The sequence below is a fragment of the Variovorax atrisoli genome (assembly GCF_014195185.1).
Classification (GTDB): Bacteria; Pseudomonadota; Gammaproteobacteria; order Burkholderiales; family Burkholderiaceae_C; genus Variovorax; species Variovorax atrisoli.
Genome location: NZ_JACIBG010000015.1, coordinates 16,495 through 40,928 on the forward strand (window position 1 = coordinate 16,495; position 24,434 = coordinate 40,928).

Consider the following 24,434-nt stretch of genomic DNA (forward strand, 5'->3'; position numbering starts at 1 on the left):
ATGGTTTCCGGCGTCATTGGACTACATCGGGGACGGGGTGGCCAGGCTGTTCGCGACAGCGAACACCAGATTACGGGCCTGCGCCACGATGGCGTCGCGGTAGCCCTCGAAGGTTGCATCGCTGATCATGCCGTCACTGTCGTCGCCGAATACGGTCATGACGGGTGTGTGGATATGACCGGCCGGTATCTGCAGCTTGAAGACGTCACGCAACAGCGTGTTGCGATAGGCGCTGGCGTTGGACAGGTAGTTGCCGCCGCCGCCCTTGTTCGCACAGCTCTGGTCGAAGGGACCCACCGCGTTCTTGAAGCAGATGCGCGTCGTGTAGGTGTCGTGGCGCACGACGGGCCAACCAGTCGTCGGCTTGGAAGAGTCGTCCCAGTTGATGATTCCCGCGCCCGTTTTGGCATCGATCATCTGCTGGAACGGCAGCGTGGATTGGATGAACTGCGGCGGCGAATTGGTCACCCAGGGCTTGGACGCATAGCCCAGCCAGCGCTCGGGCGGATGGATGTCGCAGTCGAGCGAGGCGGGAAAGGAGCCGCCGTCCGTACAGTCCGGCCAGACGTTGTCGTTGCCCGCGATACCCGCAAGGTGGTAGCGGCCGTTGAAATGCTCCAGGTCGAACTCGCCGCTGCCCTGGCTCATGCTGATCGATGCGTCGACGCGCTTCGTGCCCGGCTTGAACCAGGGCCCCAGCGTGTCTTCCTGCATGCCCTGGATGAAAGGGCCGTAGTTGACGGGCAGGATGAAGGTGCGGATGACGGCGGTGCTGCCGTCTGCCAGGGTCACGGTGTTGCCGTCCAGCGAAAGAATGGTCGCACCCGAGGGGTTGCCGATACGGATGTTGGGATTGCCGTCCACACCCGGCGTACCCAGCGTGAAAGGGTCGAAGCCGCTCACCAGGATGCGCTTGTACTTCGGCCCCTCGGGGAAATCGATGGCGTACTGGCCGCGCGAGGCGCGCTCGAATTCGTTCTGCAGCGCCGCGCGCTGGTCGTCGGTCAGCGGAAAGTCGGGCTTCCACTGGCGCAGCGCCAGCGTCATCATGAGACGGGCCCAGTACAGCATGCGGTCGTCGCTCTTGGGCAGCGTGCCTTGCACCTTGCGGCCCTGCACCCGGTCGAGCGCGGCCTGCCAGAGCTTCGCCCCCTCGGTCCTGAGCAGAGCCACGGCCTGGTCGTAGCTGGAAGCGCCTGCCATGCCGTTGCTGCACAAGGTGCTGGCGAAATCCGGGCCGAACTTGTCGAAGCCGCTGGCCTGCAGGACTTGAGCCGAGAAGCTCAGGGCATCGCTGCTCGATAGCTTGTTGGGCAGCCTTTGCTCCTCGTAGGACGGCTGCACGCTGGTGTCCATGGCGCACTTGGCCTGGATGAGCGCCGGAGCCGGCGGCGAGGGCGGCAAGTTCCCCGCCGGTTGGTCCGTCGCCGGCGCAGGCGCAGGCGCTGGTGCCGGCACGGGAGAGGAGGACGCGGGCGCCACCGCGCTGCCCGATCCGGCCGCCGCGATCGCCGCTGCGACGGCCGCCGCCGTCGCCGGGTCGGCCCCGCCGCCGCCCCCGCCCCCACAACTGGCCAGCGCCACTGCGCAAGCCCCGAGCGTGGCGCGCCCCGCCAGCCGCCGGAATGCCGTCGTCCGTTTCATTCTTCGCCCTTCCCTGTGATGTGTGACACGAAATCAGCGGCCTCCTGGCACGGCTCATGCGGCCGTTCCGGGGAGGGTTCCACCTCTTTGTCTGGATGACGGCTTTATGAAAACATGCGCCCCCGACAGCTGTCGAACGAGTTTTTGTTGAACAAATTGATAACAAAAACTCAACAAGCCGGTCACTCAGGGAGAAGATTCACCAATGAACACGCGTTTTCTCGAAACGCTGGTCATGCTCGACCGGCTCAGGAGCTTTCGCCAGACGGCCCAGGTCCTCTGCACCACCCAGGCGGCGGTGTCCAAGCGGATCGAGGCGCTGGAAGAGGAGCTGGGCGTCTCGCTCGTCGATCGGTCGCAGCGCGCTTTCAAGCTCACCATGATCGGAGAGCAGGTGGTCAGCCAGGCCGAGCAGATGCTCACGCTGGAGCGCCAGCTCAAGCTCTCGGTCCGCCCCGACGCGCCGCCCTCGGGACGGGTGCGCATCGGCGTCATCGAGACGGTGGTCCACACCTGGCTCACGCAGCTGATCCAGGCGCTGAGCGAGCGGCTGCCGGCCATCGAGCCCGACATCACGGTCGACACGGCCCACAACCTGCGCGAGCAGTTCCGCCAGCGCAGGTTCGACCTGCTGATCCAGAACGACGACATGCCCGAGGCCGCCGGCGACGGCGAGACCGCGATCGCGCCGCTGTGCCGCTTCCCGATGCGGTGGATCGCGCGCCCCGCGATGCTGCCGAAGGACCGCGACCTGGAAATTGAGGACCTGGAACGCGTTCCGCTGCTCACCTTCTCTCGCACCTCGGGGCCGCGCGCCCACGTGCGCGCCCTGTTCGCCGGCCGCTCAACGGAGCCGCGCGTGTGCAGCTTCCCCTCGGTGCAGTCGATCATCCAGTTGACCAAGGGCGGCTTCGGCGTGGCGGCGATACCGCCGATCTTCGTGCGCGACGAGCTCGGCGCAGGCTACCTCGAAGAGCGCGGCGGCCCTGCACTGCCGCCCATGACGATCACCGTGGCCCACCTGCGAGACACCGCGCCGGCAGCTCAGGCGGTCGCCAGGCTGACGCGCGCCGTGGTGGGCGAGTACTGCGTCGAAGCGGGGGAAAGCTGGGTCGTCAACCTGGCTGGCTGATGCCCGTCGTGGCGAGGGGCGCCAAATGCCTTCAGGCGCGCACCGCGATGCCCTCGGCCTCCAGCCGCTCGCGGATGCGACGCGCGAAGGCCAGCGCATGGGCGCCGTCGCCGTGCAGGCAGACGGTCTGCGCATTGACCGGCACCACGCTGCCGTCGATGGCGGTCACGCGGCGGTCGCGCACCAGCGAGAGGGTCTGCGCGAGGGACTGCTCCTCGCTCTCGATCAGCGCGCCGGGCTGGCTGCGCGGCACGAGGCTGCCGTCGGGCATGTAGCCGCGGTCGGCGAACACCTCTTCCACGGGTTCGAGGCCGGCGCGGCGGGCCGCGTCGATCATGTTGCTGCCCGCGAGGCCGAAGAACCTGAGCGAGGGGTCGAAGCGGCGCACGGCCTCGCACAGCGCATCGGCGAGTTCTGGCTCCTTCACGGCCTGGTTGTAGAGCTGGCCGTGGGCCTTCACGTGCGAGAGCCTGCCGCCTTCGGCCTTCACGATGGCCGCGAGCGCGCCCACCTGGTAGAGCACGTTGGCGACGATCTCCTCGGGCGGCAGGTGCATGGTGCTGCGGCCGAAGTTCTCGCGGTCGGGAAAGCTGGGGTGCGCGCCGATGGCCACGCCGTTGCGCATCGCCCAGCGCACGCATTGCTGCATGGTCTTCGCATCGCCGGCGTGCCAGCCGCAGGCGATGTTGGCGGAGCTCACCAGCGCGAGCAGCGCTTCGTCGTTGCCGGCGCCTTCGCCGAGGTCCGCGTTGAGGTCGATCTGCATGGCGAGGGGTCCTTTCTTTCTCTCTCGGTTTCAGCCCAGTCTATGACGCCGCCGGCCAGCCCGCAGCCGCAAGCCCTTGCGCCACCTGCGAGAGGTAGCGTTGCTGGTCGGCCCATGCGGCCAGCGCCTGCGGCTGGTCGACCTGCACGAGGCGCAGCCTGCCGTTGAGCGGCGCCTGCGCGAGCTTCCAGAGGTCGGCGCGGATGACCACGCCGATGCGCGGATAGCCGCCGGTGGTCTGCGCGTCGCCCATCAGGATGATCGGCTGGCCCGAAGGCGGCACCTGGATCGTGCCGGGGATCACGCCGGAGGAAAGCATGTCGCCGCTGCGCTTGCGCTTGAGCTCGGCGCCTTCGAGCCGGCTGCCCATGCGGTTGCTCTGCGGCGTGATGCGCCAGCGCTCGCCCCAGAGCTGCTCGCGCGCGGCCAGCGTGAACAGTTCGAACTCGGGGCCGGGCAGCACGCGCAGCGCAATGGCGCCATCGTCCTCGGCCGGGCCCCAGTCGGGGCCGCGGATGCCGAAGGGCCGGCGTTCGCGCTGCGCGGCATCGAGCGCCGAAACGCCGGTCGGCAGCCGGTCGCCCTTGCGCAGTGCGCGGCCCTGGAGGCCGCCGAAGCCTGCCTTGAGATCGGTGCTGCGCGAGCCGAGGACCGGCGGCACGTCGATACCACCCGCCACCGCCAGCCAGCTTCGCACGCCGGACTTCCTCGTGCCGGACGCATTGGCGCCCGCGAGCCTGAGCGTCTGGCCGGCCGCGACCGGCACGCTCCAGCAGGGCCACAGTGGCACGCCGTCGAGGGTGGCACCGAAGTCGTCCCCGGTGAAGGCAATGCGCGTGTCGGCCTCGAACTGCAGCTCGCAGCCGCCCATGGTGAGCTCCAGCCCCGCCGCGCGATCGGCATTGCCCACCAGCCGGTTGGCCAGCGTGAGCGCGAGCACGTCGAGCGCGCCGCCCGGGCAGATGCCGAGCTGGCGATGGCCGTGGCGGCCCAGGTCCTGCACCGAGGCGAGCACGCCGGGTTTGCGGATGGCGATCATGTCTGCACGCTCTCGGCCACGAAGCGCACGCGGTCGCCGGGACGCAGCAGCGTCGGCGGCTCGGCCGCGGGATCGAACAGCTCCAGCGGCGTGCGGCCGATCAGCTGCCAGCCGCCCGGCGACACCAGCGGATAGATGCCGGTCTGCTCGCCGCCGATGCCGACCGATCGCGCCGGCACCGCAAGACGCGGCTCGGCACGCCGCGGCGTGGCGAGTTCGGGCGGCAGTCCGCCCATGAAACTGAAGCCGGGCAGGAAGCCCAGCAGATAGACGACGTACTCGGCTCCGGTGTGGCGCCGCACCACCTCGGCCGGCGTGAGGCCGGTGTGCGCCGCGACGTCGCCCAGGTCGGGCCCGTGCTCGCCGCCATAGGCCACCGGGATCTCGACCAGCCGGCCGCTGACAACGCCGGCGGACAGCTTCGGCCAGGCCTCGAGCACGTAGGCAGTGAGCGTGTCCAGATCGATCACGGTCGGATCGAAGGTGAGCGTCAGGTTGTTCATGCCCGGCAGCGTCTCCCCGATGCCGGGCCACTCCCGCGCATGCTCGGCCAGCGCCCAGATGCGCTGCTGCTGCGCAAGCGTGGCGGGCGCGGGCAGGTCGCACAGCAGTGCTGCGTCGCCCAGCAGATGCAGGCGGGGCGAGGGCGTGCCGCTCACCTCACACCCGCTCGCAGTTCGGCGTGAACCATTCGTGGGACACCGTGGAACCGGCTTTGCAGGGCCACCGGTGTCGCCCCCGGCGAGGGGGTTGGCGAAGCGACACGAAGTGCGCGCAGCCTGGGGGAGAACTTACTCACGCCCAAGGCTGCGGACCTTCGCCGCCAGCTGCTGCTCCACGTTGGGAGAGACGAACTTGTGGACCTCGCCGCCGAGCATCGCGATCTCTCGCACGAAGGTGCTGGAGATGAACTGGTACTTGTCGCTCGGCGTCAGGAAGACGGTTTCCACGTCGGGCATCAGCGAGCGGTTCATGCCGGCGAGCTGGAACTCGTAGTCGAAGTCGGTCACGGCGCGCAGGCCGCGCACCATGGCCTTGCCGCCGCGCGCGACGACGAAGTCGCGCAGCAGGCCCGAGAAGCTCTCGACGGACACCTGGTCGCTGTAGGGCTTCACGGCCTCGCGGGCCATGTCGATGCGTTCGGAAAGAGTGAAAAGCGCCTTCTTGTGATGGCCCGCCGCGACGGCGACGATCACCTTCGAAAAGAGCTGGGTGGCACGGCGCACCACGTCCTCGTGACCGAGGGTGATGGGATCGAAAGTGCCGGGATAAACCGCGATGACGTTGCTGGCCATGGTTGCTTCTTCCTCATGCTGCCGGTGCGGCTTGTCCGGCGGATTATGCAGTCCCCTGCGCGGCGGGCCGCAGCAGATGGGCATGCACGGCGCCGGCCTTCAGGTAGCGGAACTCGGCGAGGCCCAGGGCCGCGAGCTCCTCGCCGCTCCAGCGGCGCGGGGCCTCGAGATACACGGAACCCTCGGGGCGCAGCGCACGCGCCGCGGCACGAAGCGCGGGCTCGTAGAGCGCGAGGTTGTCGAAGGGCGGATCGAGGAAGACGACGTCGAGGCTGCCCGCGGGCACGCGCTCGAGCGCGGTGACGCCGTTGCCGCGCTCGACGCGAACGGCCTCGGCTTCGAGCTTGGTCTTGATCGCCTGCATCTGCGCGACGAGCGCGGGGTCCTGCTCGCACAGCAGCACGTTGGCCGCGCCGCGCGAGGCGGCCTCGAAACCCAGCGCACCGGTGCCCGCGAAGGCATCGACGCACCGCCAGCCGGGAAGCTCGCCGCCACCGGCGCCGGCCAGGCTCGCAAGCCAGTTGAAGAGGGTCTCGCGCACGCGGTCGGGCGTGGGACGCAGGCCGGGCTTGTCGGCCACGGCCAGGCGGGTGCGCTTCCATTCGCCGCCGATGATGCGCACCTCGCTGGGTTTGGAGGGGCGCTTCACCGCCGGCTTGGGCTTGTTGCCGGCAGGTGCGGATCGGGAGGGTGAGGCTGCTTTCTTCTGGTGCTGGGGCATGCGGCGAGCTTAACGCCGCCAAATCCGCCGGCCTCTCAAGCCCCCGCCCACGCGCGCCGCAGCAGCATCGCCGACAGCACGAGCATGGTGCCGCCGATGAGCGCGTCGAGCATCTGCCAGGCGCGGGGCTTCGCGAACACCGGCGCGAGCAGCCGCGCGCCGAAGCCCAGCGAGGTGAACCACAGCACGCTCGCCATGGCAGCGCCCGCCACGAACCAGACCTTGAGCAGGCCCGCATACTGCGCGCCGGCGCTGCCCACCAGCAGCACCGTGTCGAGGTACACGTGCGGGTTCAGCAGCGTGAAGCCCGCCGCCTGCGCCACCACCGCCGCGCGAGAGAGCGACGAAGCGCCCTGCGCCGAGGCCTGCAGCGCAGCCGGCTGCCGCGAGCGCCACAGCGCCCTGAGTCCGTAGGCGCACAAAAAGGCTGCCCCCAACGCCGCGAGCACCGTGGCCAGCATCGGCCGCCCGTTCAGCGCCTGCGCCATGCCCGCCACGCCGGCGCCGATCAGCACCGCGTCGCTGGCTGCGCAGAACAGCACCACCGCGCCGACGTGCTCGCGTCGCAGACCCTGGCGCAGCACGTAGGCGTTCTGTGCGCCGATGGCGACGATGAGGACCAGGCTCATGAAGAACCCGTTGGCGAGGGCGGTGGTGGCGTGTACGGCTTGCATCCGTCGGAGGATGCCGGCCGCTGCACATTAATTCAAACTAAACTTTCTTAAGCAGATTCAGTTTTTCTTCATTTCTTGAGGACCGCCCATGCTCGACTACGCCGCCCTGAACGCCCTCGCCGCCGTGGTGCGCGAAGGCAGCTTCGAACGCGCGGCGCGCGCGTTGCACGTCACGCCTTCCGCGGTGTCGCAGCGCATCAGGCAGCTGGAGGAACGCACCGGCGGCGCGCTGCTGGTGCGCGGCCAGCCCTGCGTGGCGACCGAGGCCGGCCAGCAGCTGTGCCGGCATATCGAGCGCGTGGGCATGCTGGAGCACGAGCTGCGCGATGCCCTGCCCGCCCTGGGCATGGGCGGCGACGAGGCCGGCGGCGAGCGCGTCACGATCCGCGTGGCGGTCAACGCCGACACGCTCGCGACATGGTTCATCGCCGCCGCGGCGGCCTTCACTGCGCAGGAGCCGGGCGCGCTGCTCGACCTCACGGTGGACGACCAGGACCACACCGCCGAGCGGCTTCGCAGCGGCGCGGTGCTCGCGGCAGTCACCGCGCTGGCGCAGCCGGTGGCCGGCTGCAACAGCGAGGCGCTGGGCACCATGCGCTACGTCGCTGCCGCCAGCCCCGGTTTCGTGCGTGAGCATTTCGCCAAGGGCGTGGGCGCGCGCACGCTGGCGAGCGCGCCCAGCCTCGTGTTCGACCGCAAGGACAGATTGCAGGCGCGCTGGGTGCGGCGCATCTGCCACCGCAACGTCGAGACGCCCAGGCACTGGATTCCCTCGCCCACTGCCTTCGTCGAGGCGGCCTGCTCGGGCATGGGCTGGGGCATGCACCCGGTCAGCATGGTGGCCGGGGCGCTGAAGGAGGGAAGACTGGTCGAGCTGGTGCCCGATTCGATGCTGCCGGTGCCGCTCTACTGGCAGCACGCGCGCGCTGCGCCGAAGCTGCTGCAGCGTCTCGGCGCCGCGGTGCGCGCGGCCGCTACGAGCGGTCCGCACGCCCTGGAGTAGCGCGCCCCCAGTCTGCGCCGTCCCCTCGCCGCGGCGACAGCGGCAGCCCGGCAAGGCCGGCTCCGCGGTGCCCCGCAGGAGGGGAAGGAGATCACTGCGAAGCCGTCTGCGGCTGCGCCTTGGCGGTCTTGGCTTCCTTGCCGCCCACCACCACCGTCACCATCCGCTCGGGCTGCAGCTTGCGCTGGAAGGCGGCCTTCACGTCGGCGGCGGTGACCGCGTTCATGCGCGCGGTCCAGGTGTCGAGGTAGTCCAGCGGCAGGTCGTGCCAGGCGATGTTGGCGATGTTGCCGATCAGCTTGCGGTTGCTGTCCAGGAGCAGCGGGAAGCCGCCGATCAGGTTGTCCTTGGCGGCCTTCAGCTCGGCAGCGGTCGGGCCCTCGGCCACGAACTTCGCGAGCACCTCGCGCGACACCTTGACGGCCTCCTCGGCCTGGTCGGGCCGGGTCTGGAAGCCGACGCGGAACGCGCCCGCCTCGAGCCCAGGCGCGAAGCCGCTGTAGATGCTGTAGGTGAGGCCGCGCTTCTCCCGCACCTCGTTCATCAGGCGCGAGACGAAACCGCCGCCGCCCAGCACGTAGTTGCCCAGCGTGAGTGCGAAGTGGTCCGGGTCCTTGCGCGGATAGCCGGGCTGGCCGATGAGCACGTGGGCCTGCGCCGAATCGAAGGCGATGCGCTCGTCCTTCGGCGCGGTCAGGGCAGCCACCGGTGCGATAGCCGGCAGCGGCGTGCAGGCTTCCGGGCCGGGCAGGCGCGACAGCAGCGTGGTGGCGATGGTTTCGGCCTCCGCGCGCGTGACGGCGCCGACGATGCTGAGCTTCGCGCGGCACGGCACGATGAGCTGCTGGTAGCGCTGGCGCATGGCGGCGGTGTCGATGCGCGCGAGCGTCTCCTCCTTCACTTCCTGGCCGTAGGGATGCACGCCGTAGACATCGGCCGCGAAAGCGCGGCCGGCCACTGTGGCGGGCTTGGTGTTGGCCTCCTTGATGGCGGCGTTGATGCGCTCGCGCTCGCGCTGCCATACGTCGTCGGGGAAGGAGGGCTCGCCGATCTCGCGTGCTGCGAGCGCCACCGCCTTGTTCAGCAGCGCCGGATCGGACAGCGAGCGCAGCGAATAGCTGGTGCGGTCGGTGCCCGCGCTCACGTCGAAGCTCGCGCCCAGATCGGCCCAGGCCTCGCCCAGGGCGTTCTGGTCGAGCGCGGGCTCGCCGTTCCTGCCGGCGCGCACGCCCTTCTCGACCATGGTCGCAGTCACGCTGGCCAGGCCGGCCTGCGCGGCAGGGTCGCGGCGGCTGCCGGCATCGAAGTCGAGTTGCGCATCCACGATCGGCAGCGCGTTGGTCGACACCAGGTAGATTTTGGCGCCGTTGGCCAGCGTCCAGTGCTGGATAGGCAGCGCGGCCTGCGCGCCCGAGATGCCCGCCACGGCGACGACGCCGGCGAGCAAGGCGCGGCGCGCGGTCTTCATGAGAGTGTTCTGCATGGGAATGGTGACCTTTCAGCGCATCTCGCCCGCGGGGGCGGCGAAACCGCGGCCGCGCGGCTTGGACTCGGGCGGCAGGGGACGCAGCGTGGCGACGGTGAGCTGGTCGTCGCCGAAGTACTTGGCGGCCACGGCCTGCACCTGGGCGGCCGTGACGGATTGCAGCCGCGCGACGATGCGCTCGCTGGCGTCCAGCGGAAGGCCCTGGATCCAGTTGCTGCCGAGTTCGCGCGCCTGCGCCATCACGGAGTCGCGCTTGTAGGTCTCGCTCGCCACCCACTGGGTCTTGACGCGGGCCAGTTCGGCCTCGCCCACGCCTTCCTTGGCGATGCGCGCGACCTGGGCGCGCAGCGCGGCCTCGACCACCTCCGCACTCTTGCCGGCGGCCGGAACGCCGTCGAGCACGAAGAGCTGCGGGCCGCGTCCGATGAAGCCCGAGTACGCACCGGCCGAATCGGCGACGCGGTCGGGCCCCTGGGTCAGCGCGCGGTCGAGCCGGGCGCCGGAATAGCCGTCGAGCACTGCCGAGAGCACCACCAGCGCCCAGGCGTCGCTGTTCACGTCGTCGATGCTGGCGAGCTGCGGCACGCGGAAGGCGAGCGACACGTAGGCCTGCTCGGCCGGCGCCTTCAGCTCGATGCGGCGGATGCCGCGCTGCGCCGGCTCGATGCGCGGCTTGCGTGCGGGCACGGCGCGCGCGGGGATCCGGCCGTAGTACTTCTCGGCCATGGCGCGCACCTGCGCCACGTCGACGTCACCGGCCACCACGACGACGGCGTTGGCGGGCACGTACCACTGCCTGAAGAACGCGCGCGCGTCATCGGGCGTCATGGCGTCGAGGTCGCTCATCCAGCCGACCACGGGGCGGTGATAGGGAGAAGCGGTGAAGACAGCGGCGTTCTGCTGCTCGCCGAGCAGGGCGCGCGGCTGGTCTTCGGTGCGCAGGCGGCGCTCTTCCTTGACCACCTCGATCTCGCGCTTGAACTCGTCGTCGGGCCACTGGTTGTTGGCGAAGCGGTCCGATTCGAGCTTCATCACCTGCTCGAGGCTGCCGACCGGAATCTGCTGGTAGTAGCCGGTGTAGTCGCGGGTGGTGAAGGCGTTCTCCTGGCCGCCGAGGGCGGCGACGCGGCGGGAGAACTCGCCGGGCTTGATGTCCTTGGTGCCCTTGAACATCATGTGTTCGAGCGCATGGGCCACGCCGGAGGTGCCGTCGACCTCGTCGATGGAGCCGACGCGGACCCAGACCATCTGCACCGCCGTGGGCGAGCGCCGGTCGGGCTGGACGATCAGCGTCATGCCGTTGGCGAGCGTGAATTGCTGGGGACCGGGAGCCGCTGCTGCTGCGGCGGCGGAAGGCGGGGCGGATTGGGCCTGGGCAGGCACGGCCCACGGCGCCAGGAGCGCCATCGCCAGCACCGCACCAGACGCAGCACGGCGTGGCGGGAGGTGTTTCATAGAATGGCTCGGATTGTAAAAAGCTCCCGATGTTCAGTTTCTTCAAGAAAAAACCGCCTCCCGAGGCGACCGAAGCGCCGGCAGCCACCCCGCCGGCCCCGGCTGCGCCTGCACCTGAACCCGCGCCATCGCGCTCGGTGTTCTCGCCTTCGAGCTGGTTCGGCTCGAAGCCGGCGGCGGAAGAAAAGCCGGCGCCAGCGCCCGTCGCCCCATCGGCGCCCGCGCAAGGCCCTGCCCCCACGGTGGCACCGTCACCGTCACCGGCCGCAGCCCCGGTCGTGCCGCCCTCCCCACCCCCTGCGCCCGCGGCACCCGCCCCCGCCCCCGTACCCGTACCCGCGCCGGCTCCAGTCGCCGCCGCGCCGGTTGCCGAACCCGCCGCCATCGCCACCGAGCGCAAGGGCTGGTTCGACAAGCTCAAGACCGGCCTGCGCAAGACCGGCACCGGCATCCAGGCCGTGTTCGTCAACGCGAAGATCGATGAGGATCTGTACGAGGAACTCGAATCCGCCCTGCTGATGGCCGACACCGGCGTGAAGGCGACCGAGTTCCTGCTCGACGACCTGCGCGGCCGCGTCAAGCGCCAGATGGCCACCGACGCCTCGCAGGTCAAGGCATTGCTGGCCGAGACCGTGGCCGACCTGCTGAAGCCGCTCGAGAAGCCGCTGGTCATCGGCCAGTTCACGCCCACCGTGATCATGGTGGCCGGCGTCAACGGCGCGGGCAAGACCACCTCCATCGGCAAGCTCACCAAGCACCTGGCCGACGAAGGCGCCTCGGTGCTGCTGGCGGCGGCCGACACCTTCCGGGCGGCGGCGCGCGAGCAGCTGCTGGTCTGGGCCGACCGCAACACCGTCGAGATCGTGAGCCAGGAAGGCGGCGACCCGTCGGCCGTGAGCTTCGACGCGGTGAACGCCGGCAAGGCCCGCGGCAAGGACGTGGTGCTGGTCGACACGGCCGGCCGCCTGCCGACGCAGCTGCACCTGATGGACGAGCTCAAGAAGATCAAGCGCGTCGTCACCAAGGCCGACGGCACGGCGCCGCACGAGGTGCTGCTGGTGATCGACGGCAACACCGGCCAGAACGCGCTGGCGCAGGTCAAGGCCTTCGACGAGACGCTGGGCCTCACCGGGCTGATCGTGACCAAGCTCGATGGCACAGCCAAGGGCGGCGTGCTGTGCGCCATCGCGCGGGAAAAGCCGATTCCGGTCTACTTCATCGGTGTGGGCGAGAAGCTGGAAGACCTCGAAACCTTCAACGCCCGCGAATTCGCGCAGGCCCTGCTGGGATAAGCCGGCCGGACAGGCCGACAAGAAAAAAACGGCCCCGGCTTGCGCCGGGGCCGATCACTTTTTCTCTCTCCCCTACCTACTCCTGTCGCGGAAACGCGATGCAGTGAAGATAGGTCACCGTGCCCCCATCCACCAGTGTCGAAAGTCATGGGGAGCGCAGAAGACAACGCCTATGTACCGCTTCTGGCGTCAAAAATAATAGAAAAGAATTCAATTGCAGGCTAACCGGCCGAGGCCGGCCCGAGCTGTCCGGCAACCTTGAGCTCGGCCATCACCTGCAACAGCTGGTCGGCCACCACCGGCTTGAAGAGCACCGGTACCTGCGACTCGCGCACGCGCTGCAGCCGGTCTGGCGAGGTCTCGCCGGTGATGAGCAGCAGCGGCATCGCCGCGCCGTCGGACTGGCTCAGGCGCAGACCTGCATCGAGGCCATCGACGCCGTCGGCCAGGCGGTAGTCGCACATCAGCAGGTCGAAGGGCCGCCCTTCGCGTGCAGCATGGCGCAGGGCGGCATCGGCGGCAGCCTCGTTCGCCACGGCCTGGGCGTCGATGGAATGGGAGCGCAGCAGGCCCATCATGGCCTCGCGGATCTCCAGTTCGTCGTCGAGCAGCAGCACGCGGCCGGGCAGCGCCAGCGTCGGCGCCCTGCGCTCACCGGCACTCGCCCCGGACAGGGAGGCCGGCAGCAGCCCGGCCGGTGCCCGCTCGGGGGCGCTCGCGACGGGCACCACCACCCGGAAATGCGTGCCCCGCCCCGGGCGCGAATGCATCTGGACCGGATGGCCCAGCAGCCGCGACAGCCGCTGCACGATCGACAGCCCGATGCCCAGCCCCCGCGAGCGGTCGCGGCCCGGATTGTTGATCTGGTAGAACTCCTCGAAGATCCGGCCCGACTGCTCGGGCGCGATGCCGATGCCGGTGTCGCGCACCTCGATCCACACCGACTCGCCGCGCTCCCGCGCCGTGACGGTCACGCCGCCGCGCATCGTGTACTTCAGCGCGTTGTCCATCAGGTTCGACAGCATGCGGTGCAGCAGCTGCGGGTCGCTGTACACCCACAGGCCGCTGGCGCGCACGCGCAGCTGAAGCTCCTTCTGCTCGGCGCGTGCCGCGAAGGTGTGGTTGAGCGGCAGGAACAGCGCATCGAGCTGCACCGGCTGGGGCGCTGGCGTGATCACGCCGGCGTCCAGGCGCGAGACGTCGAGCATGGTGTCGAGCGAGGCGCCCAGCGCGTTCACCGCGCGCATCAGGCGCTCGGCGTTGCGGCCTTCGGGGCGGTCGCGCAGCTCGTTCTCGAGGGCGGCGCCGAAGAGCGCGATGGCGTGCAGCGGCTGGCGCAGGTCGTGGCTGGCGGTGCCGAGGAAGCGGGTCTTCTCTTCGCTCGCGCGCTCGGTGGCGGCAATCTGCTCGCCGAGCCGCGCGGCCAGCGCCTCGTTCTCAAAACGCAGCATCAGCGACTCGGTCAGCAGCCTGTGCTGGCCGATACCGGCATGGAGCGTCAGCAGCAGGTAGGCCGCCCCGGCCGCCGCCAGGAACAGGTGCAGCCCGTCGCCCTGCCAGGCCAGCGCGGTGATCATCCCCAGCGACATCGGCATGGTGTAGCCGAAGAGCGCCGGCTTCAGCGGCCACAGCGACTGCGCCGCCCGCGCGCAGCTGCCGACGATCACCGCCATCAGAAGCGAGGTCATCGGCAGGTTGTTGTGCGGCACGATGAGCCACGGCACCACCGCCGTGACCATGCTCACCAGCGTGACCACGCGCGAGATCTTGCGCGCCCAGTAGGCGCTCTCGCGCACCGGCCGCGACGGCGTCCAGCGCGGCGTGAAGAAGACGTAGACGTCGGCCATCAGCAGGCCTGCAAGCCAGAACAGAAGGCTCGGGTCCTTCAGCTGCGAATAGATGATGCTGCCGAACACGACCACGAAGGCCATGTGCGTGAGCGTCGAGGCGCTGTAGGTGCTGTAGACCGAGGCGACGTGCTCGCGCAGCACCCGCAGGCCGAGCGCGTGGTCGGCGGTCGGGGCGGTCGGCGCGGCGGGCTGCACGCTCAATGCAGGGTGCTGATCAGCTGGGCGCGAGAACGCATGCCGAAGAGCAGCAGGATGGTCGAGACATGGTTCTTCACCGTGCCTTCGCTCAGGTTCGCGAGCTGGGCGATCTCCTTGTTGGCCTTGCCTTCCAGCACCCATTGCAGCACCTGCATCTGCCGCGGCGTGAGTTCCTGCCAGGCGCTGGCGTGGGCGAACTCGGCGTAGCCGCTGAGCGCCTTGCCGGGCATGGCCGAGCCTGCCGCCGGTTGCTGCTGTTGCGTGGTGTCGGGACCGCCATCGAGCAGGCCGCAGGCGCGGATGAAGCTCACGACCTCCTTCAGGTCCGCCGATTTCGGCAGGAAGGCGGCCGCGCCCAGCGCGAGCACGCCCTGGGCCAGGGTGCTGTTGCCGGTACCCGAGAGCACCACGATGCGCGCCTCGGGAAAGCGCATCCGGAACTCGGCCAGGCCGCTGAGGCCATGGGTGTCGGGAAGCGCCAGGTCGAGCAGCACCAGCCCGATGGAAGACTGGTTGGCTTCGTAGAGCCGCAGCGCGTCGGCGACGTTGCTGGCCTCGAAGACTTCGATGCGCGCGTCGGAGGGACCGGACTGGGCCTGTACCAGGGCGCAGACGCCCAGGCGCAGCAGGTCGTGGTCGTCAACGACCAGGATCGCCCGAGGCGTGCGGGCGGCCGTACCGGACTCCGCGGCCGGCGATCGGGAGGCGGGAGGAGAGTCGAAGGGAGGCACCTGCCGATCTTAGCCGTGCAACCTTCTGGTGACAGTGCAAAAAGTAATGGCAACCGGCGTGGCTGTAGTTCTTTATGCTACTTATTTGATAGCATTTTCACATGGCATGCGCGCTTGCCATCGGGCTTCTCTGTGGGCACCATGGAAAGTCCCGCCGCATCGCACGGCGCCCACGGAGACTCGCCATGACGCACACAGCCGCCGCTCCCCTCGAAGCCAGCGACCGCAAGGTCGATCGCCTGCTCGCCCATTACGAGGAAAGCCACCGCAATCCGACCAATGAGCTGATTCACTTCGTGGCCATCCCGGCCATCATGCTGAGCATCGTCGGGCTGCTGTTCTCGATCCACCCCTGGGTGGCCTATCTCTTCGTGGCCGCCAGCCTCGTCTACTACGTGCTGCTGAAGGCCCCGGCCTTCCTGGCGGCCATGCTCGTCCTGACCGCCCTGGCGCTGGTGGTGGTTCATGCGCTCGGGGGACTTGTATTGCCGGTTTCAGCCGCTATCTTTGTAGTGGCCTGGGTCTTCCAGTTCGTGGGCCACAAGATCGAAGGCAAGAAGCCATCGTTCTTCGAAGACATCCAATATCTCTGGGTCGGTCCCCTTTTCGTGTTGTCCAAGCTGTTCCTAAGACTTGGCATCCGCTGGTAGGCTTTGGCTATTCCGGCGATAGAAATTCAAGGGAACCCTTGGATTAGCACTCCCTCTAACCGAGTGCTAATATGGCCAACACAAAGGAGTTTCCCCTGATGACAACCCTGTCTGGAGTCTCTGCAAACCAGCTGGCCGTCGCCAACCCCTGGTCGATGGTTCCCCCGCTGGGCAACCTGGACGCCTACATTTCGGCCGCCAACCGCCTGCCGATGCTCACGCTCGAGGAAGAGCAGGGCTACGCACGCAAGCTGCGCGACCACAACGATCTCGAAGCCGCCGGCGCGCTGGTTCTTTCGCACCTGCGCCTCGTGGTTTCCATCTCCCGCCAGTACCTGGGCTACGGGCTGCCGCACGGCGACCTGATCCAGGAAGGCAACGTCGGCCTCATGAAGGCCGTGAAGCGCTTCGACCCCGACCAGGGCGTGCGGCTCGTGAGCTACGCGATGCACTGGATCAAGGCCGAGATCCACGAGTACATCCTGAAGAACTGGCGCATGGTCAAGGTCGCGACGACCAAGGCGCAGCGCAAGCTGTTCTTCAACCTGCGCTCGATGAAGCAGGGCTTCAAGGCCGACTCGGCCCTTGCCGACACCGGCACGCACCGCGACACCCTGAGCCCCGATGAGGTCTCGCAGATGGCGACCCGCCTGAACGTGAAGCCCGAGGAAGTGCTCGAGATGGAAACCCGCCTCTCCGGCGGCGACGTGATGCTCGATCCGGGCCCGACCGACGACGGCGACGAAGCCTTCGGCCCGATCGCCTACCTGGCCGATGCCTCGCAGGAACCCACCGCCCTGCTCGAGTCGCAGCAGCGCGACCGCCTGTCGAGCGACGGCATCGCGACCGCGCTCGAAGCGCTGGACGACCGCAGCCGCCGCATCGTTGAAGAGCGCTGGCTCAAGGTCAACGACGACGGTTCGGGCGGCATGACGCTGCACGACCTGGCTGCCGTGTACGGCGTGAGCGCCGAGCGCATCCGCCAGATCGAGGTGGCGGCCATGAAGAAGATGAAGAAGGCGCTCGCGGAATACGCGTAAGCCTTTCCTTCTTCCCTCCTGCCCTTCACGAACGAAGCCCGGCCCTGCCGGGCTTTTTTCATTTCGAGAGCGTCCGCAGCGCCCGCTTCGCGATGTAGCGGGTCTCGGCGGCATCCGACTCCGCCAGCCATCGTGCGCAGAGCTTGTCGACCCACTCGGGCTGGCTCTTGCTCGCATCGTTGAGCCAGTTCGCCACCGAGTTCTGCACATAGCGGTTGGTGTCGGCGCGCAGCGGTTCGATCAGCGGCAGGGCGCGCCAGGGCTCGGCCTTGAGCGCCTCGATCTGCGCGCACCACACGCCGCGCGGCCGCGTGAGTTCGCTGGCGAAGCGGCGGATGTTGGGGTCCGCATCGAGCACCCACGGCTGCAGCAGCAACAGCGCTTCGTCGAGCGATGCATTCACCGCGTCGCGCACCGCCATCCACGCGATCTCGCGTACGCCGAAATGCGGGTCGGCCGCGAATCGGCGCACCGACTCCAGCTGCGCCGCCAGCGGCAGGCCCGAAAGCGTGACCCACTGCGCCGCCCAGCAGCGCGCCACGTCGCTCGCATGGGTGGCCAGCCGGTGCGCGACGGCATCACGCTCGTCGTGCAGCGCGGCCAGGTCGTAGAGGGCGCGGGCGATGTGCCCATGCCGCTGCATCGGCTTGAAGGCGCCCAGCATCGCGATCGTGTCGGCCAGCCGCTCGCTCTGCGCATCGAGGCCGATGTGGCCCGCAACGCTGCGCGCCAGCCGCGGCAGTTCGAGCGCGAGGAACTCGTTGAGGTTGACGGTTTCGATCAGCCCGTCGTTGAGGGCATCGAGCACCTCGGGCGGGATGAGCGCGATGCGGAAGGCGCCCTTGCGCCCCTTCAGGTGCCCGAGCGGATCGGTGGCGGACATCAGGCGGCGGCCCCTCTCAGGAAGCCAGCAGCGTCTTCAGGTCGGACACCATCGGCGCCACGCCCGCGCCGTAGCGCGCGTAGAGCCGCAGCCGGCCCTGCGTGTCGTAGACGTAGCTGGCGGCGGAGTGGTCCATCGAGTAGCTGGTCGGCGTCTTGCCGTCGACCTTCTTGTAGTAGACCTTGTAGTCCTTCGCGACGGCTGCGAGTTCGTCGGCCGTGGGAATCAGCGCGACGAAGCTCGGGTCGAACGCGCCCATGTAGGCCTTGAGCACCTCGGGCGTGTCGCGCGCCGGGTCGACGGTGATGAACAGCACCTGCAGCTTGTCGCCGTCCTTGCCGAGCTGCTGCTTGACCTGCGCCATCTCGGTCATGGTGGTCGGGCAGACGTCCGGGCACTGCGCGTAGCCGAAGAACAGCACGACCAGCTTGCCCTTGAAGTCGGCCAGGGTGCGGACCTTGCCGTCGGCATCCTTCAGCGAGAAGTTCTTGGCGTAGTCGGCGCCGGTGATGTCGACGGCATTGAAGCTCTGTCTGGTTTCTTCGCTGCACGCCGCAAGGCCCAGGCCGAGCGCGGCGCTGATGCCTGCCCAGCCTGCGCCTGCAGCCATCAGCCGAAGAGCGTTGCGCTTGTTCATTGAAACTTGATGCTCACTCACTGGATGTAGTGATCCACGAGCAGCGCCAGGAACAGCACGCTCAGGTGGATCAGCGAGAAACGGAAGGTCTTGCGCGCCAGCGTGTCGGAGTAGTTGCGCCACAGCGCGAACGCGTAGCCGGTGAACCCGATGCTCACCGCGACCGCCACCGCCAGGTACAGCCAGCCGCTCATGCCGTGGATGAAGGGCATCAGGCAGGCCGCGAAAAGGATGAAGGTGTAGAGCAGCACCTGCAGCCGCGTGAACTCGTTGCCGTGCGTCACGGGCAGCATCGGAAGGCCTGCCTTGCGGTAGTCCTCCACGCGGTAGAGGGCCAGCGCCCAGAAGTGCGGCGGCGTCCACAGGAAGATGATGAGAAAGAGAATCCACGCCCCCGGATCGAGGCTGCCCGTCATCGCGGCCCAGCCCAGCACCGGCGGCATCGCGCCCGAGGCGCCGCCGATCACGATGTTCTGCGGCGTGAGCGGCTTGAGGATCACGGTGTAGATCACCGCATAGCCCACGAAGGTGGCGAAAGTCAGCCACATGGTCAGCGGATTGACCAGGACCCACAGCAGCGCCGAACCCGCCGCGCACAGCAGCGCCGAGAACACCAGCGCCTGCCTGTCGCTGAGCTCGCCGCGCGCCGTGGGGCGCCAGGCGGTGCGCTTCATCTTCGCGTCGATGCCCTTCTCGACCAGGCAGTTGAACGCCGCGGCGGCGCCGGCCACCAGCCAGATCCCGATGCAGGCCACGGCCGCGCGCTTCAGTTCCGCCCATGAGGGCAGCCCGGGAATGGCCAGCACCATGCCGATCAGCGCGCAGAACACGATCAGCTGCACCACGCGCGGCTTGGTCAGCGCGTAGTACTGGCGCAGCACGTTGGTGCTGGCGGTTTGCTGAACGGAAATCGGGGTGCTCACGCGGCGGCCTTCCTCTGACGCTGACTGTTGTTGTGACCTGCCGTATTTTCGCCGGCATGCGCAGACCGCGCTGCCGGGGCGCGCCGGCTCTCGCGCAGCGCCCAGGTGAGCACCACGGCGAGCGCCGCCGCGCCGCCGGTATGGAGCACGGCCGCGGCCAGCGGCCAGCCCAGCAGCACGTTGCCCAGTCCGGTGGCCAGCTGCAGCAGCGCGAGGCCGGCGAGCCATCGCGCCTGCGGCCGCAGCGCGCCGATGCGGCGCATGCGCCAGGCCAGCACGCCGAGCGCGACGAACACCGCATAGGCCATCAGCCGATGCGCGTAGTGGATGGCGGTGAGCGCGGAAAAATCGAGCGGTTGGCCGTCACCGGTCACGCCCAGGTGGCGCCAGATCTCGAAGCCCTGGGCGAAGTTCATGGGCGGCCACCAGCTGTCTTGGCAGGTCGGGAACTGCGTGCAGGCCAGCACTGCATAGTTGGTGCTGACCCAGCCGCCCAGCGCGATCTGCAGCACGAGCAGCACGGTGGTCGCGATGAGGCCGTTGCGCAGCGCGGGCGACACGGGGGTGGGCAGCCGGTCGGCCGCGGCCTGCCTGTAGTGGACGGCCTGGATGCACAACAGCGCCAGCAGCACCACCGCGCCCAGCAGGTGCAGCGTGACGATGGCCGGGAACAGCTTCCACGTCACCGTGAGAGCGCCGAAGGCTCCCTGCAGGCACACCCAGACCAGCGTGAAGGCCGGCCACCAGGCGCTCAGCGTGGCATGGTGCCCGCTTCCGTCCGTCGGGGAAGGCGGAGCGAAGCGCTGCCGGCGGCGGACGATCCAGGTGGCCACGGCGAGCGTGAGGATCAGCACGCCAACGCCGGTGGCCAGGTAGCGATGGACCATCTCGACCCACGCCTTGCTGTGCGTCACCGGTCCGGTCGGCTGCGCCGACTGCGCCATCGCGATCTCGTGGCGCGCGCCGTGCGGGCTGGCGTTGCCGTAGCAGCCGGGCCAGTCGGGACAGCCCAGGCCCGAATCGGTGAGCCGCGTGAAGGCGCCGAACAGCGTGAGGTCGAAGGTGAGAAAGAGCGTGAGCACCGTCAGCGCATGCAGCCGCCGCGCGGGGCCGCTGCCGGCATTGCGGCGCCACACCCACACCAGCGGCCCGAGCGCGATCAGGACGCCGACCGCCATGAGCCAGGCGATGGGCGTCAGGTCGTAGAGCGAGCTCGTACTGTCCATGCGGCGTCCGTCGTTTCTTTCGTCAGCGGCCGGGCTCGTCCCACGACGCCGAAGCGCGCAGCAGGCGGTCGAGGTCGCGCTTGGCGCGGCCGGCGCCGGCGACGTCCATGCGGGCGGGAAAGCGCATCATCCAGTTGCCCATGGGGTCGACCACGTACAGGTGTTCGGCCAGGGAGTGGCCTTGCGCGGGTGCAAGCCACTTCGCCAGCTGGTCGGCCGGCACGCGCAGTACGGTCGCGCCGTGCAGGCCGTTGTCCAGGCGCTCGGGCACGGGAGCGGCATCGCTCACCAGCCAGACGCGGTCCATGCGGTCCTTCTCGCGCCCCAGGCTCTCGCGCAGCTGCCGCGCCAGGTAGAGCTGCTGCTCGCAAAGCGTGTCGCATGCGGCATCGGCCACCGTCACCAGCAGCCACTGTCCCTTGAGCGTGCTCAGTTCCACCGGCGCGCCGCTGCGGTCGGTGGCGGTGAGCTTCGGCAGCTCGCGCTGCGGGTCGATCAACTCGCCGTAGACGCTGCGCCCCTCGGGCCGGATCACGTAGTAGGTGAAGTAGGAGGCGATGACCGGCGAGGCGCACATCAGCATCACCGCGATCATCTTCCAGCGCCCCATGGCCGTGCGCCGGCCCTCCGCACCGTCGAGCGCCTGGTTGGGCGACGGCATCGAATGCACCGTCAGGCCCAGCGGCTCGTCAGAAGCGGCCATCGCGTGCGCGGCGCCTTGCGCGGCGGAGGGGCGTGATGAATTGGAACCAGACATAGAGAATGACGACGAGGGCCGACAGGCCGAACCACTGGAATGCGTAACCGTAGTGCCTCTCGAGGCCCAGCGCCGGGGCCGGCCAGTCGCGCTGCAGGCCCTCGGAAGCCGGGCCGCTCTGCTGAAGCGACACGTCGGTGCGCAGCGGCAGCTTGGTCTCGGCACGGAAGGCCTCCAGGTCGAGATTCTGCCGGATGGGCGAATACCCTTCGGCGACCGGTGCCGCAGCGGCGGCCTGGGCCTCGGGGGCCGAAGCGGCGGCGGCAGGCGAAGGAGCGGCAGCAGAAGCGGCGGCCGTGGGCGCCGCAGCGGAGGAGCCCAGTTCCAGCAGATGGCTCGGCGGCGGCTCGATGAGGCCGGTCACTTCCACGATGCCCGCCGGCGTCTCGACCGGCTCCAGCTTCGTGCGGTCGACGAAATTGCGCTGGATCCAGCCGCGCTGCACCATCACCGTCTGCTCGGTGCCCTCGAGGGCGAAGGGCGTCAGCACGTAGAAGCCGGGCGTGCCGTGCATCTGGCGGTTGTCGAGGTACACGGTCTGCGGCGTCAGCCAGAGGCCGCGAAGGCGCACCGCACGGTGCAGCGCATCGGAGCCCTTGTCGAGCGCGAGGAACTCGGCCTGCGTCAGCGGCGGCTTCTGCTTCTCGGCGTCGATGCTGGCTTGCAGCGCCTCCTTCTGAGCGGCGCGCGAAAGCTGCCAGCGGCCGAGCGAAATGGTGGCCGACACGGTCATCGCGGCGGCAATGGTGATGACAAGGAAGCGGCCCCGGCGTGGGCGTTCTTCGGGATACAGGGGTACGGGATTCACTGGAGGGGACGGGGGGTGCGGCCGATAATGCGGGTCATGAAATACTTCGTCGCCCTGGTGTTCGTGGGCATCTTCGCGAGCCTCGCGTTTGCCCTGTACTTCATGCTGAAGGACGGGCGCAACGGGCGCGCCAAGAGCGGCGGCATGGCGCGCGCGCTCACCTTTCGGATCGGCCTCTCGGTGTTTTTGTTCCTCTGCATGCTGCTCGCCTGGAAGTTCGGATACATCCAGCCAACCGGGCTCCCGCTCGGCAAGTAGATGATGCTCGTGCCAGGAGAACCAAGAAAAAGGCGCCTTCCGGCGCCTTTTTTCTGGAATGCCGCCAGCGTCTGTCACCAATGAAATGCCATCGCGAAGCGCTGCCGCACGATGAAGCAAGGGTGACAGGGCTTGGCTTCCCGGCTCAAAGCCAGTAGACCAGCAGGTACAGGCCGAGCCAGACGACGTCCACGAAGTGCCAGTACCAGGCCGCGCCCTCGAAGCCGAAGTGGCGCTCGGGCGTGAAGTGGCCCTTGCGCAGGCGCAGCGTGATGAACAGCAGCATCAGCATGCCGATGAACACGTGCAGGCCGTGGAAGCCGGTCAGCATGAAGAAGGTGGAGCCGTAGGTGCCCGAGCTGAGCTTGAGGTTCAGCTCGGTGTACAGGTGGTGGTACTCGTAGCCCTGCACGCCCAGGAAGATCACGCCCAGCAGCACGGTGAGCCACATGAAGCGGATGGTCTGCGCGCGATGGCCGGCGCGCAGCGCGTGGTGGGCGATCGTGAGCGTGACGCCCGAGCTCAGCAGCAGCGCGGTGTTGATCGTGGGCAGCCAGAACGGGCCGACGGTCTGGAAGGGCTCGACGATGCCCGCCGGCGAAGCGGTGGCGCCGGGCGCGACGCTGGGCCACACGGCCTTGAAGTCGGGCCACAGCAGCGCATTGTCGAGGCTGCCGAGCGTAGGCAGCGCATGGGTGCGGGCCCACCACAGCGCGGTGAAGAACGCGCCGAAGAACATCACTTCGGAGAAGATGAACCAGCTCATGCTCCAGCGGAACGAGAGGTCGATCTTGTGGCCGTACTGGCCGCTCTCGCTCTCGCCGATGGCGGCGCGGAACCACGCGAAGAGGGTGCCGAGCCAGATCACCATGCCGACCAGCAGGGACCATGCGCCCCACTCGTGGCCGTTGATCCATTGCGCGGCGCCCAGGATCACGAAGAACAAACCGATCGCGGCCGAGACCGGATAGGCCGAGGGGCCCGGCACGAAATAGTAGGGCGTGGTGCCGTGGGTGGTTGAACTCATATCAGCTCCTGGCTCTCTTTCTTCTCTCGGTTCAATGGATTCTGCTTGCCGTGGAAGGCTTCTTCTGCGTCAGGCACCGGCCGATGCGACCACATGGCGCACCACCAGCACGAGCACGACCACGAAGACCACCACCGCCACGAACGCCACCGCGATGATGTGCAGCGGATTCAGCTTGCGCAGGTCTTCCTGGTAGGCGCTGTTCTTGCGCACGCCGAAGAACGACCAGCCCACAGCCTTCACCGTGTCCCACAGCGAAGCCCTCGGCCGGTTCGACGGATCGGTCACGAGCGCGGCTCATTCGCGGTGCCGGAAACTGCGGCCACCGGGGCCGCGGGCGTCTTGCCGCCCACCTCGAAGAAGGTGTACGACAGCGTGATGGTCTTCACGTCCTTGGAAATCTTCGGGTCGATCACGAACGCGACCGGCCACTGCTTCTTCTCGCCCGGATCGAGCGTGTACTGGTTGAAGCAGAAGCACTCGAGCTTGTTGAAGTACGGCGCGGCCTGCTGCGGCGCGTAGCTCGGGATGGCCTGCGCGGCCATGCGGCGGTTCTGCACGTTCTGGAACTCGTACATCACCGTGTTGAGCTCGCCCGGGTGCACCTGGATGGTCCGCTCCGCGGGCTTGAAGTCCCACAGGCCGCCGCGCACGTTGGAATCGAACTCGACCGTGATGGTGCGGCTCTTGTCGACCTGCGTGTTGTCGGGCACGCGCACGTTCTTGCCGCCGCTCGCGCCGCCCGGCACCTCGAGCTCGGAGAGCGCGAGGATGTTGATGCCCGTCATCTCGCAGATCGCGCGGTACATCGGCACCAGCGCGTAGCCGAATGCGAACATGCCGCAGGCCACGACGGCCAGCTTGCCGACCATGCGGACGTTGGCGCGGCGGATGCGTGGACCGAGGCTCATGCGCTGTGCTCCCGTTCGTTGCTTGCTT

The 24,434-nt window shown here is 68.7% G+C and carries 26 protein-coding genes; 6 read left to right on the forward strand and 20 right to left on the reverse strand.

Annotated elements, in window-relative coordinates:
- Positions 1-21: 21 nt before the first annotated feature.
- On the reverse strand, positions 22-1,644 hold the full coding sequence (locus FHY06_RS33150; protein WP_260310850.1) for a PA0049 C-terminal domain-containing protein: 1,623 nt from the start codon (positions 1,642-1,644) through the stop codon (positions 22-24).
- Between the two features lie 205 nt (positions 1,645-1,849).
- On the opposite strand from FHY06_RS33150, the gene FHY06_RS33155 reads away from it, so the two are divergent.
- Positions 1,850-2,776: a LysR family transcriptional regulator gene (locus tag FHY06_RS33155; RefSeq protein ID WP_019658574.1), complete on the forward strand. Its 927-nt coding sequence runs from the start codon at positions 1,850-1,852 to the stop codon at positions 2,774-2,776.
- A gap of 31 nt (positions 2,777-2,807) precedes the next feature.
- On the opposite strand, the gene pxpA is transcribed toward FHY06_RS33155, so the two are convergent.
- The 6 genes from pxpA to FHY06_RS33185 form a co-directional block, all read right to left on the reverse strand.
- Positions 2,808-3,542 carry a 5-oxoprolinase subunit PxpA gene (gene pxpA / locus FHY06_RS33160; protein ID WP_184607544.1) on the reverse strand — a complete coding sequence of 245 codons (735 nt, stop codon included), beginning with the start codon at positions 3,540-3,542 and terminating at the stop codon, positions 2,808-2,810.
- Positions 3,543-3,582: 40 nt separating this feature from the next.
- Positions 3,583-4,581, reverse strand: coding sequence for a 5-oxoprolinase subunit C family protein (locus FHY06_RS33165; protein ID WP_132753683.1), 999 nt, complete (start codon positions 4,579-4,581; stop codon positions 3,583-3,585).
- Positions 4,578-5,240, reverse strand: a complete 663-nt coding sequence (pxpB, locus tag FHY06_RS33170; RefSeq protein ID WP_184607545.1) for a 5-oxoprolinase subunit PxpB — start codon at positions 5,238-5,240, stop codon at positions 4,578-4,580. The genes FHY06_RS33165 and pxpB overlap by 4 nt, the downstream gene beginning before the upstream one ends.
- Positions 5,241-5,372: 132 nt before the next feature.
- Positions 5,373-5,876, reverse strand: a complete 504-nt coding sequence (coaD, locus tag FHY06_RS33175) for a pantetheine-phosphate adenylyltransferase (RefSeq protein WP_019658578.1) — start codon at positions 5,874-5,876, stop codon at positions 5,373-5,375.
- Between the two features lie 43 nt (positions 5,877-5,919).
- On the reverse strand, positions 5,920-6,597 hold the full coding sequence (locus FHY06_RS33180; RefSeq protein ID WP_184607546.1) for an RsmD family RNA methyltransferase: 678 nt from the start codon (positions 6,595-6,597) through the stop codon (positions 5,920-5,922).
- A 35-nt stretch (positions 6,598-6,632) separates the two neighbouring features.
- Positions 6,633-7,271 carry a LysE/ArgO family amino acid transporter gene (locus FHY06_RS33185; protein ID WP_184607547.1) on the reverse strand — a complete coding sequence of 213 codons (639 nt, stop codon included), beginning with the start codon at positions 7,269-7,271 and terminating at the stop codon, positions 6,633-6,635.
- Between the two features lie 88 nt (positions 7,272-7,359).
- Between FHY06_RS33185 and FHY06_RS33190 the strand changes: the two genes are divergently transcribed.
- Positions 7,360-8,274, forward strand: coding sequence for a LysR family transcriptional regulator ArgP (locus FHY06_RS33190; protein WP_184607548.1), 915 nt, complete (start codon positions 7,360-7,362; stop codon positions 8,272-8,274).
- Between the two features lie 91 nt (positions 8,275-8,365).
- Here FHY06_RS33190 and FHY06_RS33195 read toward each other — a convergent pair whose 3' ends face one another.
- Positions 8,366-9,757: a M16 family metallopeptidase gene (locus FHY06_RS33195; RefSeq protein ID WP_409327482.1), complete on the reverse strand. Its 1,392-nt coding sequence runs from the start codon at positions 9,755-9,757 to the stop codon at positions 8,366-8,368.
- A gap of 15 nt (positions 9,758-9,772) precedes the next feature.
- Positions 9,773-11,167, reverse strand: a complete 1,395-nt coding sequence (locus tag FHY06_RS33200; protein WP_409327483.1) for a M16 family metallopeptidase — start codon at positions 11,165-11,167, stop codon at positions 9,773-9,775.
- A 77-nt stretch (positions 11,168-11,244) separates the two neighbouring features.
- Here FHY06_RS33200 and ftsY point away from each other — a divergent pair, with 77 nt between their 5' ends.
- Positions 11,245-12,507 (forward strand): signal recognition particle-docking protein FtsY, encoded by a 1,263-nt coding sequence (gene ftsY / locus FHY06_RS33205; RefSeq protein WP_184607549.1) that lies wholly within the window; start codon positions 11,245-11,247, stop codon positions 12,505-12,507.
- Positions 12,508-12,728: 221 nt separating this feature from the next.
- On the opposite strand, the gene FHY06_RS33210 is transcribed toward ftsY, so the two are convergent.
- Both FHY06_RS33210 and FHY06_RS33215 read right to left on the reverse strand, forming a co-directional pair.
- Positions 12,729-14,558, reverse strand: coding sequence for an ATP-binding response regulator (locus FHY06_RS33210; RefSeq protein ID WP_184607550.1), 1,830 nt, complete (start codon positions 14,556-14,558; stop codon positions 12,729-12,731).
- Positions 14,555-15,286: a response regulator transcription factor gene (locus FHY06_RS33215; RefSeq protein ID WP_019658586.1), complete on the reverse strand. Its 732-nt coding sequence runs from the start codon at positions 15,284-15,286 to the stop codon at positions 14,555-14,557. Before FHY06_RS33215 ends, FHY06_RS33210 begins: the two co-directional genes overlap by 4 nt.
- Before the next feature lie 185 nt (positions 15,287-15,471).
- Between FHY06_RS33215 and FHY06_RS33220 the strand changes: the two genes are divergently transcribed.
- Both FHY06_RS33220 and rpoH read left to right on the forward strand, forming a co-directional pair.
- The gene (locus FHY06_RS33220; RefSeq protein ID WP_184607551.1) at positions 15,472-15,936 is read left to right on the forward strand and encodes an Mpo1 family 2-hydroxy fatty acid dioxygenase; all 465 of its coding nucleotides are present in this window, start codon (positions 15,472-15,474) and stop codon (positions 15,934-15,936) included.
- A gap of 98 nt (positions 15,937-16,034) precedes the next feature.
- Positions 16,035-16,976, forward strand: coding sequence for an RNA polymerase sigma factor RpoH (gene rpoH, locus FHY06_RS33225; RefSeq protein ID WP_019656100.1), 942 nt, complete (start codon positions 16,035-16,037; stop codon positions 16,974-16,976).
- Between the two features lie 58 nt (positions 16,977-17,034).
- Here the strand turns inward: rpoH and FHY06_RS33230 are convergent, their stop codons facing one another.
- The 6 genes from FHY06_RS33230 to FHY06_RS33255 are packed head-to-tail and all read right to left on the reverse strand — an operon-like array spanning position 17,035 to position 22,210.
- Positions 17,035-17,859: a DNA alkylation repair protein gene (locus FHY06_RS33230; protein ID WP_184607552.1), complete on the reverse strand. Its 825-nt coding sequence runs from the start codon at positions 17,857-17,859 to the stop codon at positions 17,035-17,037.
- 16 nt (positions 17,860-17,875) lie between these two features.
- Positions 17,876-18,496 (reverse strand): SCO family protein, encoded by a 621-nt coding sequence (locus FHY06_RS33235; protein ID WP_019656102.1) that lies wholly within the window; start codon positions 18,494-18,496, stop codon positions 17,876-17,878.
- Positions 18,497-18,513: 17 nt separating this feature from the next.
- Positions 18,514-19,419, reverse strand: a complete 906-nt coding sequence (cyoE, locus tag FHY06_RS33240; protein WP_184607553.1) for a heme o synthase — start codon at positions 19,417-19,419, stop codon at positions 18,514-18,516.
- Entirely contained in the window at positions 19,416-20,645 is a 1,230-nt protein-coding gene (locus FHY06_RS33245; RefSeq protein WP_184607554.1) for a COX15/CtaA family protein, read from the reverse strand. Before FHY06_RS33245 ends, cyoE begins: the two co-directional genes overlap by 4 nt.
- A 22-nt stretch (positions 20,646-20,667) precedes the next feature.
- Positions 20,668-21,348 carry an SCO family protein gene (locus FHY06_RS33250; protein WP_019656105.1) on the reverse strand — a complete coding sequence of 227 codons (681 nt, stop codon included), beginning with the start codon at positions 21,346-21,348 and terminating at the stop codon, positions 20,668-20,670.
- Positions 21,335-22,210: an SURF1 family protein gene (locus FHY06_RS33255; protein ID WP_126184570.1), complete on the reverse strand. Its 876-nt coding sequence runs from the start codon at positions 22,208-22,210 to the stop codon at positions 21,335-21,337. The genes FHY06_RS33250 and FHY06_RS33255 overlap by 14 nt, the downstream gene beginning before the upstream one ends.
- 27 nt (positions 22,211-22,237) lie before the next feature.
- On the opposite strand from FHY06_RS33255, the gene FHY06_RS33260 reads away from it, so the two are divergent.
- Entirely contained in the window at positions 22,238-22,468 is a 231-nt protein-coding gene (locus FHY06_RS33260; protein WP_019656107.1) for a twin transmembrane helix small protein, read from the forward strand.
- 145 nt (positions 22,469-22,613) lie between these two features.
- Here FHY06_RS33260 and FHY06_RS33265 read toward each other — a convergent pair whose 3' ends face one another.
- The 3 genes from FHY06_RS33265 to FHY06_RS33275 form a co-directional block, all read right to left on the reverse strand.
- Complete coding sequence (locus tag FHY06_RS33265) at positions 22,614-23,495, reverse strand: cytochrome c oxidase subunit 3 (protein WP_019656108.1); 882 nt, start codon at positions 23,493-23,495, stop codon at positions 22,614-22,616.
- 69 nt (positions 23,496-23,564) lie between these two features.
- Positions 23,565-23,783 (reverse strand): DUF2970 domain-containing protein, encoded by a 219-nt coding sequence (locus FHY06_RS33270; protein ID WP_019656109.1) that lies wholly within the window; start codon positions 23,781-23,783, stop codon positions 23,565-23,567.
- The gene (locus FHY06_RS33275) at positions 23,780-24,406 is read right to left on the reverse strand and encodes a cytochrome c oxidase assembly protein (protein WP_019656110.1); all 627 of its coding nucleotides are present in this window, start codon (positions 24,404-24,406) and stop codon (positions 23,780-23,782) included. Before FHY06_RS33275 ends, FHY06_RS33270 begins: the two co-directional genes overlap by 4 nt.
- Positions 24,407-24,434: the final 28 nt, after the last annotated feature.